The sequence below is a fragment of the Cryobacterium adonitolivorans genome (genome assembly GCF_004402695.1).
Taxonomy (GTDB): Bacteria; Actinomycetota; Actinomycetes; order Actinomycetales; family Microbacteriaceae; genus Cryobacterium; species Cryobacterium adonitolivorans.
The window spans coordinates 49183-68386 of record NZ_SOFL01000022.1; the positions used below are offsets into that span (position 1 = coordinate 49183).

Genomic DNA, 19204 nt, shown 5'->3' on the forward strand with positions numbered 1-19204 from the left:
GGTGAGGCTATTCGCCACGCCTGCAGACAACTTCGGCACGTGTTGCCCGATCTTTGAGGGGTCTCATGTCGTTCAGCTTCACGGCTACGCTGCCGCTCTCCCGGCACGCCGTCGATCGCGACAACGACGCCCGCGCCGAACCCGACCTGTTCGAGCGGCTCTGGGCGGATGCCGGCACCAGGGTTCTGCCGCTCTGGCGCGGCACCGTGCTGCTCGCCGCCGCTGTCACCTCCGAGGACCGACCGAGACTGCTCTTGTTTGCGCCGGCGGATCTCGCCGTTGACCCGGCCTCCGCTCTGCGGGTGTACCTCGGCCTGTCGCTCGACGCCGACGCCGCCGAACCGGCCGGCACCCCGATCGTGGCCGTGCCGTTGACCGACGAACAGGCCGCGGCACTGCAACCCGACGAGTCCAGGTGGGTGGGCCTCCGCGAATACGCCACGCGGCTCTCCGACCGGGACACCGGCATCCTCACCGAGTCCCTCGGCATCCTGCACTGGCACGACTCCCATCCGCACTGCCCGCGCTGCGGAACCCCGACGGACGTCACCACCGGCGGCTGGGTGCGGCACTGCCCCGTCGACGGCAGCCAGGTATTCCCGCGCACCGACGCGGCCGTGATCGTCCTGATCACCGACGACCGTGACCGGGTGCTGCTCGGCTCCAACGCCATGTGGGAGGCGAACCGGTACTCGCTGCTGGCCGGTTTCGTCGAACCCGGTGAATCCTTCGAGTCGGCCGTCGTGCGCGAGGTGTTCGAGGAATCCGGCATGCGGGTCACCGACCCGATGTACCGCGGCTCGCAGCCGTGGCCGTTCCCGGCGTCGATCATGGTCGGCTTCACCGCACGACTGGCCGACGGCCAGCACGCCGGTTCGCTGGTGCCCGACGGCACTGAGATCCTCGACCTGCGCTGGTTCAGCCGCGCCGAGCTCGCCGACCCGGAGAACGGCATCATGCTGCCCGGAACGTCGTCGATCGCCCGCGCGCTTCTCGACCACTGGCTGGCCCAGCCGGAGCAGCCGGGTGTCTGACCGGCTGACCCCCACGGCCGAGTCGCTGCTCACCGGACTCGACGAGCAACAGCGCGTCGCAGCCGAGGCCCTGATCGGGCCGGTCTGCATGCTCGCCGGCGCCGGGACAGGCAAGACCCGTGCGATCACCCACCGGATCGCCTACGGCGTGATGAGCGGCGCCTACTCGCCGAACCGGGTGATGGCGCTCACCTTCACCGCCCGTTCCGCCGCCGAATTGCGCGGCCGGCTCCGGCAACTCGGCGCCGGCGGCGTCGCCGCGCGCACCTTCCACGCGGCCGCGCTGTCGCAACTTAACTACTTCTGGCCGCACGTCGTCGGCGGCCAGGCGCCGCGCATCCTCGAGGGCAAGGGGCGGCTGCTCGGCCACGCCGCCGAGGTCCTCAAACTCAAGCTCGACACCGCCACCCTGCGCGACCTGGCCGGCGAGATCGAATGGCGCAAGACCTCCGGCCTCAGCCTCGACCATTACGCCACCGCCGGCCGCGCCCTGCCGGGACGGCTCGACATCGACCAGACCCTCGATATGCAGGCCGGCTATGAACGACTCAAAGACGACCGCAAGCAGATCGACTTCGAAGACGTGCTGCTGGCCATGGCCGGCATGATCGAAGCCGAACCCTCCGTGGCGCTGCAGGTGCGCGAGCAGTACCGGTTCTTCGTCGTCGACGAATTCCAGGACGTCTCCCCGCTGCAGTACGACCTGCTCAAACTCTGGCTCGGCGACCGGCGCGACCTCTGCGTGGTCGGCGACGCCAGCCAGACCATCTACTCGTTCGCCGGCGCCCGCAGCGACTACCTGCTCGACTTCCCCAAGCATTACGAGGACGCCACCGTGGTGCGCCTGGAACAGAACTACCGCTCCACGGCCGCCATCGTCGCCACCGCCAACCAGCTGATGCGCGGCCGGCCCGGTGCGCTGTCGCTGCACGCCGCCGTCGCCGAGACCGGGGTGGAGCCCGCCGTGCGGGAGTACCCCAACGACATGGCCGAGGCTCGCGGGGTTGCCCAGAGCATCTTCGAACTCGTCGAATCCGGGGTGGCGCCGGAAAACATCGCCGTGTTGTACCGGGTGAACGTGCAGGCCGCGCTGCTCGAGACCGCGCTCGGCGACGTCGGCGTGAGCTTCCAGATCCGCGGGTCGAAGCGGTTCTTCGACCTGCCTGAGGTGAAGCAGGCGGTGATGTCTCTGCGTGCGGCATCCGTGTCGATCATGGGCGAACCGCTGTTCAAATCGGTCAGCGACGTGCTGCGGGGGCTGGGCTGGAGCCAGACCGCGCCGGACACCCGTGGCGCCGTTCGCGACCGCTGGGAGGCACTGAACGCGATCATGGGACTCGTCGACCAGGCCGCCCCCGACACCACCTTCCGCCAGTTCACCGACGAACTGATGGAGCGCCAGGCCGGCCAGCACGAGCCCACCGTGTCGGCGGTGACCCTGGCCACCCTGCACTCGGCCAAGGGCCTGGAGTGGGACACCGTGTTCGTGGTCGGGCTCTCCGAGGGGCTGGTGCCGATCAGCTACGCCGGCACCTTCGAGCAGGTCGACGAGGAACGCCGGCTGCTCTACGTGGGTGTCACCCGGGCGCGTAGACGCCTGGCGCTCAGCTGGTCTGCGGCCGGAAGCCAGCAGCGTTCCCCGCGAGAACGATCACGCTTTCTGGCAGAAATCGGCATCCGCACCGCTCGTGCGGCCGGTGCGCGCGGCGCCTGACCATCAGCGTCTCCGCGTCGATCGCCAGCGACGCCGCCGCGAACTCATTCGAGGACGCGAACACCCGATCGTGCACGATCCCGGCCGCCGTTGCCGCCACCTCGATGCCCAGCCGGGGCGTTTCGGTGGGCGCCCTGCGGTGCAGCAACTGGCTGGCGATCGCGGGCCAGGCCGGGTCGTCGTCGACGTGCTCGAGTTCCAGGCAGGTCAGGCACGGGCCGGCGCCGGGCTCGACGAGCGGGCCCACCCTCACCTCGGTGTCGCTGAAAAGCACCGGCAAGTGCGGCACGTCCCGCCTCAACCAGTGGCCGTGCCGCTCCGGGGAGAGCACGAAGTGGTCCACGATCACGGCCAGGTCGGGCAGCTGCCCGGGCGTCGCGACCGTGATCCCCAGATCGGCCAGCAAGCTCCGGATCCGGTCGGCCGTGGCGCCGGCGCCGTCGACGCAAACGACCGGGCGGTCGCCGCGGTGCAATGGGGCGGCCGTCCTGCTGCCGAACCAGGTAGCGGTGATGGGCGCAGTTTCGGCGCCGGGCACTGTCGGCTGGGAGTCGAGGCCGACCAGCGCGGGGGCCAGGGCGCGAAGCAACGCGTCAATCGCCGCATCCGTCGCGCCGGCCTGGCGCCCGAGCATCAGCGCACCCGACCGGGGAACCCCCACCCGCAGTGCGGCGATGACGCCCTCAAGCGGGGCGGTCACACCGGGCACGATCGCCAGCGGCCGGTCGATGCCCAGCTGGATGGTGTCCGGGGTGCGCCAGACGAGCGGATATCGCGGGTCGAGTCGAAGGATCATCCGGCGATCTTCCCCCAGACGCGGCGCCGCCGCCGGATCCATCCACAGGGCCCCGGCTGCCGCACGCGAATGTGCAGGTCCAGCCCAGACTCCGGCCCTAGGCTGACGCAATGACTGAGAAGACCGCCCACCGCGTACTGGTCACCGGCGCCACCGGCTACATCGGAGGCCGGCTGGTTCCCAAGCTGCTCGAGGCCGGCCACAGCGTGCGGGTACTCGTGCGTTCGCCCCAGAAACTCACCGACGTGCCGTGGGCCAACGACGTCGAGATCGTCGAAGGCGACCTCGGTGACCGGTCCTCGGTCGCCAGGGCCAGCGTCGGCATCGACGTGTTGTACTACCTGGTGCACTCGATGGGCGCAAGGGGCGACTTCGAAGAGACCGAACGCACGGCGGCCCGGAACGTGGCCGGCGCCGCGGCCGAGGCGCAGGTCTCGCGCATCGTCTACCTCGGCGGCCTGCACCCCGCCAGCCAGACCCTCTCGCCGCACCTGCGTTCCCGCGCCGAGGTCGGCCGCATCCTGCTGGACTCCGGCGTGCCCACTGTCGCATTCCAGGCCGGGGTCGTCATCGGCTCCGGTTCGACGTCGTTCGAGATGATCCGGCACCTGACCGATGTGCTGCCGTACATGCCGGCGCCCCGCTGGGTACGCAACTTCATCCAGCCCATCGCGGTGCGGGACGTTTTGCACTACCTGGTCGCTGCCGCGGATGTGCCCGCCGACGTCAACCGCACCTTCGATATCGGTGGTCCCGACGTGCTGCGGTACGGCCAGATGATGAACGGTTACGCCGTCGAAGCCGGCCTCCACCAGCGCCCCATCGCGCCGCTGCCCGTGCTCACCCCGTGGCTCGCTTCACAGTGGGTCAACCTGGTCACTCCCATCCCGCGCAGCCTTGCCGTGCCGATAATCGCGTCCCTGCAATACGACTGCGTAGTGCACGAGCACGACATCGACGCCGTGATCCCACCACCTGCCGGTGGCCTCACCACCTACCGCCGGGCCGTGCGCCTGGCGCTGGGCAGGATGCGCGACGGCGACGTGGAGACCAGCTGGCAGAACGCTGCGACGGAGGGGGCGTCGAGCAACCCGCTGCCCAGTGACCCCGACTGGGCCGGCCACCTCGTCTACACCGACCTCAAGGAGAAGCGCACCTCGGCCAAGCCGGCCGACCTGTGGCGGGTCATCGAGAGCATCGGCGGGGCGAACGGCTGGTACTCCTTCCCGCTGGCCTGGGCGGTGCGTGGCTGGATGGACAAGATCGTCGGGGGAGTGGGACTGCGCCGCGGCCGCCGGCATCCCGACCGCCTGCAGACCGGTGACGTGCTCGACTTCTGGCGTGTCGAACGCATCGAGCGGGGCAGCTTCCTGCGGTTGCGCGCCGAGATGCGCGTGCCCGGACGGGCCTGGCTCGAAATGCGTGCCGAACCGACGGATGGCGGCGGCTCGATCTACCGCCAGCGCGCGGTGTTCTTCCCGCGCGGACTGGGCGGCCGGCTCTACTGGTTCTTGATCCTGCCCTTCCACGGCGTGATCTTCAGCGGCATGGCCAACCGCATCACCGCCGCCGCCGAAACAGAGGCCGCCACCCTCGACGCCGAACCCGCGAACCCGGTGAGCGCCCGGGAGCAGCCGGCGGCTGACGGAACCTTGCCAATTTCGACCCTAGCCAGCGTCCACCGGGGAGCGCATCATGGTAGCAAACGTTGAGGAGTGCAGATGTCCGCTGTGGTGGTGTTCGTCGGCGACGGCCTCAGTGCGGGTGCTCGATGGGAGGAAAGGTTCCCCGAGCTGGAGGTGCGCAACCTCGGCGTGAGCGGGGACACGACCGATGAGGTCCTGGGCCGGCTCGATCAGGTCGTCGATGTCGATCCCGACGCCGTCGTCCTGCAGGTGGGTACCAACGATGTGGGCTGGAACCGCTCGGACGAGTACATCGTGCGCAACATCGAGACCATCCTGTGCACCGTGCGCAAGCGGCTTCCCGGCAGTCGGCTGCTGATCCAGTCGGTGCCCCCGCGCGAGAAGGAGTTCGTGCATGTGATCCGGTCGGTCAACCGGCATTTGCGTCAGTTCGCGCCGACGGTCAAGGCTCGCTACCTGGACCTGTGGCCGGTGTTGGCCGCTGAAGACGGCACGCTCAGTGTCGAATGGTCAGCCGACCGCCTGCACCTCATCGAAGCCGGCTACGTCGTATGGCTCAACGAGCTTCGACCGGCGCTGGTCGACCTTCTCGAGCGCCCGCCGGAATCAATGTCCGTCAGCCGGCACCCCGCCTGACCAACCCCGCCTGACGAACCCCGCCTGACCAACCCCGCCTGACGAGCCCCGCCTCGGCGGCCCGCCGCCGGTGACCGGTGCCGGACTGCCCTCGCTACCATGAGAGCATGCAACAACCCGTCAGTTCCCGCCTGCGACTGTCGTTGACAGCGACGATTCTCGCCGGGCTCACCCTCTTCTCCGTGAGCCTCGCGGGGGCCCTGGCCGCCCCGTCTGGCGCTGTGGCCGCGCGATCCGCGCCTCAGTCGGTTGCCCACGCCGTGGCGACCGGTGTTGACGATTTCAGTTTCGCTTCCATGCACGCCGACTACCGGCTCGGCCGTGACGACGAGGGCCACTCCACCCTGGCCACCACTGAGACTCTTGTGGCGAGTTTCCCGGAGACTGACCAGAACCACGGGATACGGCGGCAGATACCCACCCACTACCGGGGTCAGCCCACCGCGCTGTCCATTGTCAGTGTCACCGACGAGACCGGCAGAGAGCGGGACTACGAGACCGACACCGACAGTGACGACTCGAATGATGAGTACCTCATGGTCACCATCGCGGACGACGGCTTCGTGCACGGCGAACAGACGTACGTCATCAGCTACAGCCAGAAGAACATAGCCCACTTCCCCGACGACACCCCGGATGAGGAGTTCTTCTGGGAGGTGAACGGCACCGGATGGTCCCAGCCGTTCGGCACCGTCTCAGCGACAGTGCACGTGGCAGCCGACCTGGTTCCCGCCCTCACCGGACAGACCGCCTGCTACCAGGGCGCGTCGACATCCGGTGCGACCTGCGACGCGCTCGGCAGCGCCGCCGACGGTGACGAATGGGTTATCGAAGCCACCGCACGCGACCTGGCACCGCGCGAGGGCCTGGCCCTGGCCGTGGGTTTCGACGAGGGAACGTTCGTGCCCCGGGACGATTCGTTCACGGCAAACGTGTTCCCCACGATCGCGCTCCTCGCGTCGCTGGCGGCGTTGGCCACGGCCGTGATCGGCGTCGTCGCGCGCAACACACGGTGGCGCAACCAGCCTGGCCGGCCCACCATCATCGCGGAATACCTGCCGCCGGCGGGCGTGAACCTGCTACAGGCCGGCGGTGTGCTCGGCGCCAAGGCCAGTGGCAAGTCCCTCACCGCCCAGTTCCTGCAGTTCGCCGTGAACGGCAATCTTCGGGTCCTTGAGGGTGCGGGTAAGAACCATTACCTCCTCGAACTGCGCTCCCGGGCGGGCCTGGACCCCACCGAACGCGCGGTACTCGACGCGCTGTTCTCCGCCCACCAGGACATCGGCACGATCCGTGATTTCAGGAAGACGGATGCGAAAATGGGTACCGCCCTCACCGCAGCGCGGAGTGCCGCCCGTAAGCAACTGCTCGCCGACGGGCTGCGCGAGAAGAAGGGCGGCGCCCTCAGAGGCTGGCTGTTGGGCGTGGCCGTCGTCGCCGGCTTCGTCGCGATGATCGCGAGCATCATCTCGTTCGCCACGGAGATCGCCGGGGCGTGGCCGGCACTGTTCCTGATCGTTGGCCTGGCCGCGGCGATTGTTACGGTTACCGTGATCGCCGACGTGCGACCGCTCACCGCTCGCGGCGCCGAATTGCGCGACTACCTGAAGGGCGTATCCGTGTACATCTCGCTTGCCGAAGCCGACCGACTTCGGGTGCTGCAGAGCCCTTCGGGCGCCCTGCGCACGCCGTACCGGCCCGAATCGACCGGTGCGGTGGTGACCGAACCCGTGCAGGTGCTCAAGCTCTATGAACGGCTGCTGCCGCTCGCCGTGCTCACCGGTCAAGAGAAGGAATGGTCCACGGTGCTCGGCGACTACTACGCCGATGCCCACCAGCAGCCGGACTGGTACGTCGGCACCGCGCCGTTCAGCGCCGCGTACTTCGCCACCGGCGTCTCAGCGTTTGCCTCGTCCGCATCGACGGGCGTCGCATCGAGTTCGGCCGGTTCAGGCTCGAGCGGTGGAGGCTCCGTCGGCGGCGGCGGAGGCGGCGGCGGGGGAGGGGGCGTCTGATGGGCACCCCGGCAGAACCTACCTACACCCGCTCGGCTCTGGCACCCGGCCTGCTCGGCGCCATCGCACTCCTGGCCGGACTGGCCCTGCTCGATGTCGACAGCTTCGTGATCATCCGCTACATCGTCAGCATCCTGGCCCTCATCATGTGCGTCTTCGTCATCCAGGCCAAGTCGTGGTGGTGGCTCATCGGCCTGGTGCCCATCGCGGTGCTGTGGAATCCGATCGTCGTGATCGAGCTGCACGGCCAGGGCTGGGTATCCGCGCAATTCATCGCCGCCCTGATCTTCATCATCGTCGGAATCCGAACCAAGGTCCCGACCGCGGTGCACCGCTAATTCCGGGGGCGGGCATAGACTAATGATGCGTCTGGAGCCGGGCTCGACCGTGGCCCCGCGACCATCAGTGCACAAGTGACTGAAAGTTGCGGCGTCCCGCTGCTCGTTCATGGGGTTCGGCGTATCGATCGCACAGGCATCCCTGCGGATGCGCAACACGACGAGCGCGCATTGAGTGCCGCGCTGGTGTGAAGTGGAGAGAAATGGCATACACCCGCCCCAACGGAGCGGGCCGCGCTGGAGCCGGCAGCGGTCGAACACGTCAACGCCCGCGCTCGCGCGACGACGACGCCCCGATCATCCCGATCCTCGCCCGCAAGGTGCGCGAGGTCGAAGCCAAGGCCCAGAGCGGCACCAAGCTCGGACCCACCAACCGCACCAAGTACCAGGTCATCGCGCTACTGATGCGTGAGGAACGCGCCCGCGTGAAGACCGACCCCGAACTGACCGACGCGAACCGCGCCGAACTCCTCAAACGCCTCGACGGCATCGCCCAGATCCTCGCGAAGACTGCCGCCCGCGACACCAGCCTGATCACCCTGCTCGAACCGGATGCCGGCGTCTCAACCGTCGCGCAGCGCTTCCGCCGCGACTGGCTGCTGGAATCCGGCGCGGAACTCAGCCCGGACGAACTCATCATCACCCGCGAACCCGAGGCCAAGCCCGAGGTTCCGCAGAACCAGGTCATCCCGCAGTCGGTGCGCGCCCGCCAGCTGGCCAACCCGTTCCTGGCCCCCGACTTCAGCGCAGTGAAGGCCGCGCCGGTCTCGTCCGCTCGCCGTCTGGCCAACTGGGAACTGCTCGGCCCGCTGTTCAAAGCCTTCGAATTCGGTTCCGGCGGCCAGGCCGCCAGCATGGACCTGCCCGAAGCTCCCCACGTCGACAGGTTCTCTCCGCGCGGCATGGAACTCATGCGCCACCAGGCCCGCTTCATCGAAAGCGCCCGCACCGGCCACCGCAGCTACCTGCTCGCCGACGAGCCCGGCCTGGGCAAGACCGCGCAGAGCCTGCTCGCCGCCTCCGTCGCCGGCGCCTACCCGCTGCTGGCAATCGTGCCCAACGTCGTCAAGATGAACTGGGTGCGCGAGGTCGAACTGTGGACGCCGCACCGTCGCGCCACGGTCATCCACGGTGACGGCGATACCCTCGACGCCTTCGCCGACGTCGTCGTGGTCAACTACGACGTTCTCGACCGGCACCTGGCCTGGCTCGGCACCCTGGGCTTCAAAGGCATGGTCGTCGACGAGGCCCACTTCATCAAGAACCTGCAGTCGCAGCGTTCCAAGCACGTCCTCAGCCTCGCCGAGCAGATCCGCCGCCGCACCCCGGGCAACAACCCTCTGCTGATGGCACTCACCGGAACGCCGCTGATCAACGACGTCGATGACTTCCGCGCCATCTGGCAGTTCCTCGGTTGGATCGACGGCGACAAGCCCACCGCCAAGCTCATGTCACGCCTGGAGGAAACCGGGCTCACCCCCGCCGACGCCGGCTTCTACACCGCTGCCCGCGCCGCGGTCATCGACATGGGCATCGTGCGTCGCCGCAAGGTCGACGTCGCCGCCGACCTGCCCGCCAAGCGGATCGCCGACCTCCCGGTGGAACTCGACAGCGAACTGGGCCGCTCCATCCAGAAGGCCGAACGGGAGCTCGGCGCCCGTCTGGTGCAGCGATACAAGGCCCTCGTCACCGCGCGGCACCCCGGTGTGCGCAACCCGGATCTCGATGACGACCAGCGCGCCGCATACATCCGCGCCGTCGCGCACGCCGACCTCGAAGAGTCCAAGGGCACCAGCACCGGTGAGAACGTCTTCACCATGGTGCGCAAGATCGGCCAGGCCAAGGCCGGGCTCGCCGCGGACTACGCGGCCCAGCTGGCCCACTCGGTTGGCAAGGTGGTGTTCTTCGCCAAGCACATCGATGTGATGGATGCCGCGGAGGAGATCTTCGCCAGGCGGGGCCTGCGCACGGTGTCGCTGCGCGGCGATCAGAGCGCCCTGGCCCGCCAGGCGGCGATCGACTCCTTCAACACCGACCCAGAGGTCGCCATTGTGGTGTGTTCGCTCACCGCGGCCGGCGTGGGCGTGAACCTGCAGGCGGCATCCAACGTGGTTCTGGCCGAACTGAGCTGGACGGCGGCGGAGCAGACCCAGGCCATCGACCGGGTGCACCGGATCGGCCAGGCCGAACCTGTCACCGCGTGGCGGATCATCGCCGCGCACACCATCGACGCGCGAATCGCCGAACTCATCGGCAGCAAGCAGGGCCTCGCGGCCCGCGCGCTCGACGGCGCAGACGAAGAGATTTCAGCTGCCGATTCCGTGCAGGCCAGCGCGTTGGTATACGTACTCACGCAGGCGCTCGACGGAGAGCTGTAACACCGGGCCGGAAGTCCCTAGCCGAGAGCAGCGCCGCCGGTGTTGACTTGATTCAGGTATGAGCCCGCCGCCATGATGGTGGTCTGGCATTCTGCCGTAACACACATGCATGCAATAAGGAGTAGCCAGATATGAAGATCGGTATCCTCACCAGCGGTGGAGACTGCCCGGGCCTCAACGCAGTGATTCGGGGTGCTGTCCTCAAGGGAGGCCGCGCGTACGACTCCGAGTTCGTGGGCATCCGCAACGGCTGGCGCGGGCTGGTGCAGGGCGAGTTCATGAAACTCGACCGGCACAGTGTTCGTGGCCTGTCCCGCCAGGGTGGCACCATCCTCGGCAGCTCGCGCACCAACCCGTTCGAGGGCGAGAACGCGGGACCCGAGAACATCCAGAAGACCATGGATGCCGAGGGCATCGACGCCATCATCGCGATCGGCGGCGAGGGCACCCTCACCGCTGCCCGTCGCCTCACCGATGCCGGCATCAAGATCGTCGGCGTGCCGAAGACCATCGACAACGACCTCGCCGCCACCGACTACTCGTTCGGCTTCAACACCGCCGTCGAGATCGCCACCGAGGCCATCGATCGTCTCCGCACCACGGCAGACTCCCACGGTCGCTGCATGATCGTCGAGGTCATGGGCCGCCACGTGGGCTGGATCGCCCTGCACTCCGGTATGGCCGGCGGTGCCCACGCCATCCTCATCCCGGAGCAGCCGCAGACGATCGAGCAGATCTGCGAATGGGTCGAGAGCGTCCGCGACCGCGGCCGCGCGCCGGTCCTCGTCGTTTCCGAAGGCTTCCTGCTCGCCGAAATGGGCGAAGCGCACTCGCACAAGGGCCTGGACGCGTTCAACCGTCCGCGTCTCGGCGGTATCAGCGAGCTCATCGCCCCCATGGTCGAAGAGCGCACCGGCATCGAGGCGCGGGCGACCGTCCTCGGCCACACCCAGCGTGGTGGCGCACCGTCGGCCTACGACCGGGTGCTCGCCACCCGCCTCGGCATGTCGGCCGTTGACGCCGTCATCGAGGGCAAGTGGGGTTCGATGGTTTCCCTCAAGGGCACCGACATCCGCAACGTCAGCATCGCCGACGCCACCATGGACCTCAACCGGGTCACCCAGGAGCGTTACGACGAAGCGGCCGTGCTCTTCGGCTAAACCTGCACCAGCAGACGGCACTGCCCGTTGACAAAACTGCCCGGACGACTCAGGTCGGCCGGGCAGTGTTGTTTATGGTCAGTGTTGCGCTGGCATAAGAGTTATGCGGCGGGAGCGAGCTTGGCCTGCACCTGCGCGAGCGACGGGTTCGTCGCGGCAGAGCCATCCGGGAACAGCACCGTCGGCACGGTGCGGTTGCCACCGTTGAGGCTCATCACTAGCTCAGAGGTGCCGTCGACCTCTTCGACGTTCACCTCGGTGTAGCCGATGCCGACCTTGTCGAGCTGGCTCTTCAGGCGCGAGCAGTACCCGCACCAGGTGGTGGTGAACATCGTGATAGTTCCGGTTTGAGGCACAAAATCCATGCGTACAGCGTAACCTAAGCATTTTTGGCATTCGCGAAAGTGCCGAGGGAGGGGCCGGGGCGCTCGCTACGATGAAATCATGACCGACCTGCCCCAGGTGTGCGTGTGCTACCTCACCCGCCTCTCCGAGACCGGCGAACCCCAGGTGCTGCTCGGCCGTAAGAAGAAGGGCCTGGGCCTGGGCAACATCGTCGGGCTTGGCGGCAAGCTCGAGCCGGGGGAGTCGGCCCTGGATGCGGCCGTGCGCGAGATCGAAGAAGAGTCCGGCCTGAGCGTGACGGCGGATGCTCTCACCCCGATGGGCGTGCTCACCTACCTGTTCCCCCATAAGCCCACCTGGAGCCAACGGTCGAACGTCTTCGTCACCGACCGGTTCAGTGGCGTCCCGCGGGAATCCGACGAACTGAACCCGCAGTGGTTCACGATCGCCCGGCTGCCCGTCGACGAGATGTGGGACGACGCCAGGCACTGGCTGCCCGGTGTGCTGGCCGGCCGGCGCGTCGAGGCCACATTCACCTTCGGTGAGGACCTCGCCACCGTCGTGACCCGCGACTGAACTTCAGGCCACCTGTCTACCGGGGGAACCGCGGATGAACCCTCCCTGAATTGACCTGCCCGCCTGAGGCTGTCAGGATCAACGAGGCCCGGTTTCGAGCCAGCCATCTCTCTGGCGTGCCCGGGTCTGTAGGTTCCCGTCCACGGTTCGGGTTGAATTACAAAGAAAGACGCCGGTGGATTTCACCCTTATCGTCGCGCTGGTCATCGCGCTGGCACTCATCTTCGACTTCACCAACGGATTCCACGACACGGCCAACGCCATGGCCACACCGATCGCCACCGGGGCCATGAAGCCCAAGGTCGCCGTCGGCGTCGCAGCCGTGCTCAACCTCGTTGGAGCGTTCCTGTCCACCGAGGTCGCCAGGACGGTCTCCGGCGGCATCATCAAGGAGGGTGACGGCGGCATCCAGATCACCCCGGAGATGATCTTCGCCGGACTGATCGGCGCGATCGTCTGGAACCTGATCACCTGGCTGCGCGGCCTCCCGTCCAGTTCCAGCCACGCCCTGTTCGGCGGACTCATCGGTGCCACCGTCATCGGGGTGGGGGCCCAGGCCGTGGCCTTCGACGTCGTCCTGGCCAAGGTGATCCTGCCCGCGTTGATCGCCCCGATCACCGTCGGCATCGTCGCGTTCCTCGCCACTCGCCTCGCCTACGCCATCACCCGTCGCGATGCGGGCAGGCCCGATGGCCGAGGCGGGTTCCGCTACGCACAGATCTTCTCCTCGTCGCTGGTGGCCCTCTCGCACGGCACCAACGACGCGCAGAAGACCATGGGCGTGATCACCCTGACCCTCATCGCCGGCGGCTACCAGGCCGTGGGCTCGGGGCCCCAGTTCTGGGTGGTGGCCTGCTGTGCCCTCGCGATCGCGATCGGTACCTACACCGGCGGCTGGCGCATCATCCTCACCATGGGCCGCGGACTCACCGAGATCAAGCCGGCCCAGGGTTTCGCCGCCGAGACCAGCACCGCCGCGACCATCCTCGCGTCCAGCCACCTCGGTTTCGCCCTGTCCACCACCCAGGTCGCCTCCGGGTCGGTCATCGGTTCCGGTCTGGGGCGCCGTGGCTCCACGGTGCGCTGGGGCATGGCCGGCCAGATCGCTCTCGGCTGGTTGCTCACCCTGCCGGCATCCGCCATCATGGGTGCCTTCGCGGCGGGCCTGGCGTTGCTCGGTCCGATCGGCATCCTGTTGGACGTCGTCATCGGCACGGTCGTGGTCTACGTGCTCTTCCAATGGTCCAAGCGCGACAGGATCTCGCACGACAATCTGCACGACATCGATGACGCGGGCCACGTCGTGAAGATCAAGAAGACGCCCCGCAAGCCGTCCCGCAAGGACCGAGCGAAGGTTGCACTGTGATCGACTGGGCCGCTTTCCTCGTTGTCGCCGTCGCCGCGCTGGTGTCATCGGCCGTCGTCGTCTCGCTGTACTCGCTGGGGCTGCGCCTGCTCACCACGGCCGGGCGCATCCCGATGGTGGAACCCGCCGAGTTCACCGGCGCCATCACCGTGCTCAGCCCGGCGCGCGCCGCGAAGGACGCCAAGCGCGCCCGCAAGGCCCTCAAGGCCAACCCACTCACCGCCGACCAGAAGCGGCTCGCCCTGTACGCCGGCTACCTCTGCTTCGCGCTGTGCGGACTGATCGTGCTCTACGGCGTCTACCTGATCGTCCCCGCGCTGCACCGCTAGCCCTCCCCGTCTCGCGAGCTGTGAGTTAAGCACCGAAAAACCCCTCGGGATGGTGCTTAGCTCACAGCTCGCGGGCCGTGGTGCTACGCCGTGCGGCGCACGCGGGCGACCCAGGTCATCGAATGGTAGATCACGATGGCGGCTACCGTGCCGAGCGCGATGCCATTGAACGTGAGGGTGCCGGCGCTGAAGGTGTAGTCGGCGATACCGATGATCAGCGCGGTCGCGGCGGTGAACTGGTTGACCGGCTTGCTAAAGTCCACCCGGTTGTCCAGCCAGATCTTCACGCCGATGATGCCGATGAGCCCGTACAGGGCCGTCGTGACGCCGCCGAGCACGCCCGCCGGGATGGTGCTGATGACGGCGCCGATCTTGGGGGAGAGGCCCAGCAGCACCGCGGTGATGCCGGCCACCCAGTATGCGGCCGTCGAGTAGATCCGGGTGGCAGCCATCACGCCGATGTTCTCGCCGTAGGTAGTGGTGCCAGAGCCGCCGCCGAAGCCGGCCAGCACCGTGGCGAGGCCGTCGGCCAGCAGCGCCCGGCCGGTGAGCTTGTTGACCTTACTGTCGGTCATCTGCGCGACGCCGCGGATGTGGCCCACGTTCTCGGCGATCAGCACCAGTACCACGGGCAGGAACGCCGGCAGGATGGCCCACACTGCAGGGTTCTCGAACGGGTTCGTCGGCAGGGTCAACGGCGGCAGGCCGACCCAGGCGGCGTCACCGACGGCACTGAAGTCGACCTCACCCTGGATGACGGCGGCGATGTAGCCGACGATGACGCCCAGGAAGATCGACAGCCGGCCGAGGATGCCGCGGAACAGCACGGTGGAGAGGATGACGGCGGCGAGGGTGATGAGCGCGGTCAGCGGCGCCACGGTGAAGTTGGCCTTCGCCACCGGCGCCAGGTTGAAGCCGATCAGCGCGACGATCGCGCCGGACACCACCGGCGGCATCAGGGCGTCGATCCAGCCGGCCCCGGTGACCTGCACGATCGCGCCGACCACGGCCAACAGGACACCCACGGCCAGGATGCCGAACAGGGCGCTGCCCATTCCCGCAGTGGCGACGGCGGCGGTGATCGGGGCGATGAACGCGAACGACGACCCGAGGTAGGACGGCAGCTTGTTGCGGGTGATCAGCAGGAACAGGATCGTGCCGATGCCGGAGAACAGGATGGTGGTGCTCGGCGGGAAGCCGGTGATCAGCGGGACCAGGAAGGTGGCGCCGAACATCGCGACCACATGTTGGGCACCGATGCCGATGGTGATCGGCCAGTTGAGGCGTTCGCCGGGGGCCACGACGTCAGTCGGGCCGACGGTCTTTCCGTCGCCGTGCAAGGTCCAGGGCAGTGCCATTGGTGTCTCGATTCTGTGGGATCCGGCCGCCCGTATACCTCGCGCGGCCCTAGCTGAGCGTAGTGCTCCGCCGGCCGGCCACCGAGTTTGCCCCGGGGTCAGCGGACCGGATTAGGATCGCCCCATGACTTCGCAAACCGGCGCCCGCGCTCTCGATCCGCTCGAGATCCGGGTTTCCGGTGGGTTGGTGCGCGGCGTCAGCGAGCGCGGAATTCGTGCCTGGCGAGGCATTCCGTATGCGGCTGCGCCGGTGGGCGCACTGCGCTTCCGCGCACCGGCGGCGGCCCCGCCCTGGCCGGGCGTGCGCGACGCGGCGGAGTTCGGACCCGTCGCCACCCAGAGCCACAAGGGTCAGTTCCTCGGTGCCCATCCCCGCATCCCGCAGAGCGAGGACTGCCTGGCCCTCAACGTGATCGCCCCGGATGCACCGATCGACGAGGACGCGCTGCGCCCCGTGATGGTCTTCGTGCACGGCGGCGCCTACAGCGTCGGGTCGTCCCGCGAGAATCCGCGTCAGGGTGAGGGGCTGGTCCGCCGCGCCGGCATCCTGTATGTGAGCATCAACTACAGGCTGGGCGCGCTCGGCTACCTCGACTTCAGCCGGTACTCCACGCCCGAGCGGCCGTTCGAAAGCAACCTGGGGCTGCGCGACCAGGTCGCGGCGCTCGCCTGGGTGCGCGCCAACATCCGTGCCTTCGGGGGCGACCCGGATGCGGTGACGCTGTTCGGCGAATCAGCCGGCGGCAATGCCGTGACCACCCTGATGACGGTTCCGGCGGCCGCGGGGCTGTTCCAGCGGGCGATCGCGCAGAGCGCCCCGCCGAACGCCGTGTATCCGCCGGCTCTGACCGCCGAGTGGGCGGCAACATTCGTGCGCATCCTCGCCGAGCAGACGCTGGGCGCCCCGTCCGTCGGCGCCGACCCCCTGCATCCCGCCGAGCAGCTCGCGAGCCGCCCGGTCGAATCGCCGGTGAGCTCGGGCCTCACCGACGCCGAGGCCGTGCGCCTGCTATTGCACGCCGACCCCGCCCGCCTTGCGGGGGCCACGACCACCCTTACCGTGCGTTCCCCCGACCAGTACCCCGGCACCATCCCGCTCTGCCCCGTCATCGATGGTGACTTCCTGCCTGAGCGGCCGCTGGACGCATTCCGCGACGGCCGGGCGCACCGAGTCCCGCTCATCATCGGCACCAACCAGCGCGAGGGTTCGCTTTTCAGCGGTCGAATCGACATCCTCGCGTCGACGCCCCCGCGCATGCGTGCGGTCTTCGCCAACACCAAGAAGAAGGCCAAGAAGGCGCTCAAAGCTTTGTACCCGGGGATGCCCGCCGCGCGGGCCGCGCTCGACTTCGGCGGCGACTACTCGTTCTGGTACCCGAGCGTAAAGGTGGGAGAGCGACACTCCAGGTACGCTCCGGTGTACTTCTACAGGTTCGACGCCGCGCCACGGCTGCTGCGGCGGATGGGTCTGGATGCCACGCACGGCCTCGAGCTTTTTCCGCTCTTTGACAGGCTCGACGGCTGGTTCGGCCGCGGCATGACGGTGCTGGGCGGGCGGCGGGCGTTCAAGGCGATCGGGTCGCGCATGCAGGGCTGGTGGCTGGGCTTTGCCGGTACGGGCGTTCCGGATGCGGCCTGGCCGCCTTACACCGAGGCCGACCGATTGACGCTGGTCATCGACACCCGCGACCGGATCGAGGCCGATCCGCAGGCCGAACGGCGGATCGCCTGGGGCAAATTCGTGCCGCACGTTTAGCCAGACCGTTTGGGCTGATTATCACTGCCGCGGGACGCGTCGTAGAATAAGTCGTTTGGCACGCCGCCGCATATCGACCGGGAGAGCATCATTTCCGCACCAGAGCACGAGTCCACCGCCGCAGCCGCAGCCGCCACAACCGGCATTTCGCCCGGAACGCCCCCGGCGGCCGGCCCGTCTGAGCCGACGGGGCGCGGCACCACATCCGTACTCGACCGGTACTTCGAGATCACTCGCCGCGGCTCCACCTGGAGCCGAGAGGTGCGCGGTGGCCTGGTGACTTTCGTCACGATGGCGTACATCGTCATCCTCAACCCGCTCATCCTCGGTGGGTTCAGCGCAGACCAGGCTGCGGTGGATGTGGCCGGCAACTGGCTGCCCAACGGCCAGGTCGCCGCGGTCACCGCGCTGACGGCCGGTGTGATGACCATCCTGTTCGGTGTCATCGCCCGCCTGCCGTTCGGTTTCGCCGCGGGGCTCGGCATCAACTCGTTCCTGGCCGTAAGCGTCGTGGGCCAGGTCACGTGGCCGGAGGCCATGGGCCTGGTCGTCATCAACGGCCTCATCATCGTGCTGCTGGCCAGCACCGGCCTCCGCGAGATGATCTTCACCGCCGTGCCGCGCCAGCTCAAGATTGCCATCACCGTGGGCATCGGCCTCTTCATCGCGTTCATCGGCCTGGTCGACTCCGGTTTTGTGCGCGCCAGCGGCGTCGCATCCCCGCCCGTGCAGCTCGGCGAGTCCGGCTCCGTCGCCAGCCTGCCAACGGCCGTGTTCGTGATCGGGCTGCTGCTCATCGGCGTGCTCGTTGCCCGCAAGGTCAAGGGTGCCCTGCTCATCGGCATCGTCGGCACCACGGTTCTGGCCGTCATCCTCGAGGCAATCTTCAAGGTGGGACCGTCGCTCGGGACCAACCCGGCCGGCTGGAACCTCAACGCGCCGGTGCTGCCGACGAGCTTCGTCGCGATGCCGGACCTGTCCCTGGTGGGCGAGGTGAGCTTCGGCGCGTTCGAGCGCATCGGCGTGCTCGCGGCCGTGATGCTGGTCTTCACCCTGGTCTTCACGAACTTCTTCGACGCCATGGGCACCATGACCGGGCTCTCCAACGAGGCCGGCGTCGCCGACAAGGACGGCAACTTCCCGCGGCTGAAGTCGGCCCTGATCGTCGAGGGTGTCGGGGCTGTCGTCGGTGGCGCCACCTCGTCGTCGTCGAACACCGTGTTCATCGAGTCCGGCGCCGGTATCGGTGAGGGCGCACGCACCGGTTTCGCGAACGTCGTCACGGGGCTGCTGTTCCTCGCGGCAATGTTCTTCACCCCGCTCACCCAGATCGTGCCGCTCGAGGTGGCCGCGGCGGCCCTCGTCATCGTGGGCGCCATGATGGTGTCGCAGATCCGGTTCATCGACTTCAGCGACTTCTCCATTGTGCTGCCGGTGTTCCTCACCATCATCGTGATGCCGCTGAGCTACTCCATCGCCAACGGCATCGGCGCCGGCTTCATCAGCTGGGTCATCGTGCGCTCGCTCTCCGGCAAGGCCCGTGAGATCAGCCCGCTGCTTTGGATCGTCGCGGTCGGCTTCCTGGTCTTCTTCGTACGCGGTCCCGTCGAGGTCCTGTTCGGCGTCTAACGGATGCGTGCCGCCCGAGAGAGAGAGCGGATTGCTACCGCCAGGTCCAGAAGGAGAACGAAGCATCGTCGCGCTACTTGTGCCGTCGCACCTGCGTTTTCTTGCACAGGCACCGCTCGGAGACGACG

16 protein-coding genes are annotated in these 19204 nt (G+C 68.1%); 13 read left to right on the forward strand and 3 right to left on the reverse strand.

Translation table 11 applies throughout. From position 1 onward, the window contains the following. The first annotated feature begins 65 nt into the window (after positions 1–65). Positions 66–1034 carry an NAD(+) diphosphatase gene (gene nudC / locus E3O42_RS06505; RefSeq protein ID WP_134453161.1) on the forward strand — a complete coding sequence of 323 codons (969 nt, stop codon included), beginning with the start codon at positions 66–68 and terminating at the stop codon, positions 1032–1034. After that, positions 1027–2748: an ATP-dependent helicase gene (locus E3O42_RS06510; RefSeq protein ID WP_241984678.1), complete on the forward strand. Its 1722-nt coding sequence runs from the start codon at positions 1027–1029 to the stop codon at positions 2746–2748. The genes nudC and E3O42_RS06510 overlap by 8 nt, the downstream gene beginning before the upstream one ends. Here E3O42_RS06510 and E3O42_RS06515 read toward each other — a convergent pair. Then, positions 2639–3544, reverse strand: coding sequence for a TOMM precursor leader peptide-binding protein (locus E3O42_RS06515; protein WP_166787912.1), 906 nt, complete (start codon positions 3542–3544; stop codon positions 2639–2641). The two genes, E3O42_RS06510 and E3O42_RS06515, sit on opposite strands and share 110 nt — an antisense overlap. A gap of 110 nt (positions 3545–3654) precedes the next feature. Here E3O42_RS06515 and E3O42_RS06520 point away from each other — a divergent pair, with 110 nt between their 5' ends. The 6 genes from E3O42_RS06520 (at position 3655) to E3O42_RS06545 (ending at position 11717) form a co-directional block, all read left to right on the forward strand. Further along, entirely contained in the window at positions 3655–5256 is a 1602-nt protein-coding gene (locus E3O42_RS06520) for an SDR family oxidoreductase (RefSeq protein ID WP_134453163.1), read from the forward strand. A 9-nt stretch (positions 5257–5265) separates the two neighbouring features. Next, positions 5266–5826 carry a GDSL-type esterase/lipase family protein gene (locus E3O42_RS06525; protein ID WP_134453164.1) on the forward strand — a complete coding sequence of 187 codons (561 nt, stop codon included), beginning with the start codon at positions 5266–5268 and terminating at the stop codon, positions 5824–5826. A 107-nt stretch (positions 5827–5933) separates the two neighbouring features. After that, positions 5934–7841, forward strand: coding sequence for a DUF2207 domain-containing protein (locus E3O42_RS06530; RefSeq protein WP_134453165.1), 1908 nt, complete (start codon positions 5934–5936; stop codon positions 7839–7841). Next, complete coding sequence (locus E3O42_RS06535) at positions 7841–8179, forward strand: DUF6804 family protein (protein WP_241984679.1); 339 nt, start codon at positions 7841–7843, stop codon at positions 8177–8179. Before E3O42_RS06530 ends, E3O42_RS06535 begins: the two co-directional genes overlap by 1 nt. A 203-nt stretch (positions 8180–8382) precedes the next feature. Continuing rightward, on the forward strand, positions 8383–10557 hold the full coding sequence (locus E3O42_RS06540; protein ID WP_134453166.1) for a DEAD/DEAH box helicase: 2175 nt from the start codon (positions 8383–8385) through the stop codon (positions 10555–10557). A gap of 131 nt (positions 10558–10688) precedes the next feature. Continuing rightward, on the forward strand, positions 10689–11717 hold the full coding sequence (locus E3O42_RS06545; RefSeq protein WP_134453167.1) for a 6-phosphofructokinase: 1029 nt from the start codon (positions 10689–10691) through the stop codon (positions 11715–11717). 101 nt (positions 11718–11818) lie between these two features. Here E3O42_RS06545 and E3O42_RS06550 read toward each other — a convergent pair whose 3' ends face one another. Next, entirely contained in the window at positions 11819–12082 is a 264-nt protein-coding gene (locus E3O42_RS06550) for a mycoredoxin (RefSeq protein WP_134453168.1), read from the reverse strand. Positions 12083–12161: 79 nt separating this feature from the next. On the opposite strand from E3O42_RS06550, the gene E3O42_RS06555 reads away from it, so the two are divergent. The 3 genes from E3O42_RS06555 (at position 12162) to E3O42_RS06565 (ending at position 14333) form a co-directional block, all read left to right on the forward strand. Continuing rightward, on the forward strand, positions 12162–12638 hold the full coding sequence (locus E3O42_RS06555; protein ID WP_134453169.1) for an 8-oxo-dGTP diphosphatase: 477 nt from the start codon (positions 12162–12164) through the stop codon (positions 12636–12638). A gap of 175 nt (positions 12639–12813) precedes the next feature. Next, a complete protein-coding gene (locus E3O42_RS06560; RefSeq protein ID WP_134453170.1) occupies positions 12814–14004 on the forward strand; it encodes an inorganic phosphate transporter in 1191 nt (396 codons plus the stop codon). Next, complete coding sequence (locus E3O42_RS06565; RefSeq protein WP_134453171.1) at positions 14001–14333, forward strand: peptidase; 333 nt, start codon at positions 14001–14003, stop codon at positions 14331–14333. Before E3O42_RS06560 ends, E3O42_RS06565 begins: the two co-directional genes overlap by 4 nt. An 83-nt stretch (positions 14334–14416) precedes the next feature. Here E3O42_RS06565 and E3O42_RS06570 read toward each other — a convergent pair whose 3' ends face one another. Beyond that, the gene (locus tag E3O42_RS06570; protein WP_134453172.1) at positions 14417–15691 is read right to left on the reverse strand and encodes a uracil-xanthine permease family protein; all 1275 of its coding nucleotides are present in this window, start codon (positions 15689–15691) and stop codon (positions 14417–14419) included. Between the two features lie 124 nt (positions 15692–15815). Between E3O42_RS06570 and E3O42_RS06575 the strand changes: the two genes are divergently transcribed. Together E3O42_RS06575 and E3O42_RS06580 are read left to right on the forward strand one after the other, a co-directional pair. After that, on the forward strand, positions 15816–17447 hold the full coding sequence (locus E3O42_RS06575; RefSeq protein WP_134453173.1) for a carboxylesterase/lipase family protein: 1632 nt from the start codon (positions 15816–15818) through the stop codon (positions 17445–17447). A gap of 144 nt (positions 17448–17591) precedes the next feature. Continuing rightward, positions 17592–19076, forward strand: coding sequence for an NCS2 family permease (locus E3O42_RS06580; RefSeq protein WP_134453174.1), 1485 nt, complete (start codon positions 17592–17594; stop codon positions 19074–19076). The last annotated feature ends 128 nt before the right edge of the window (positions 19077–19204 follow it).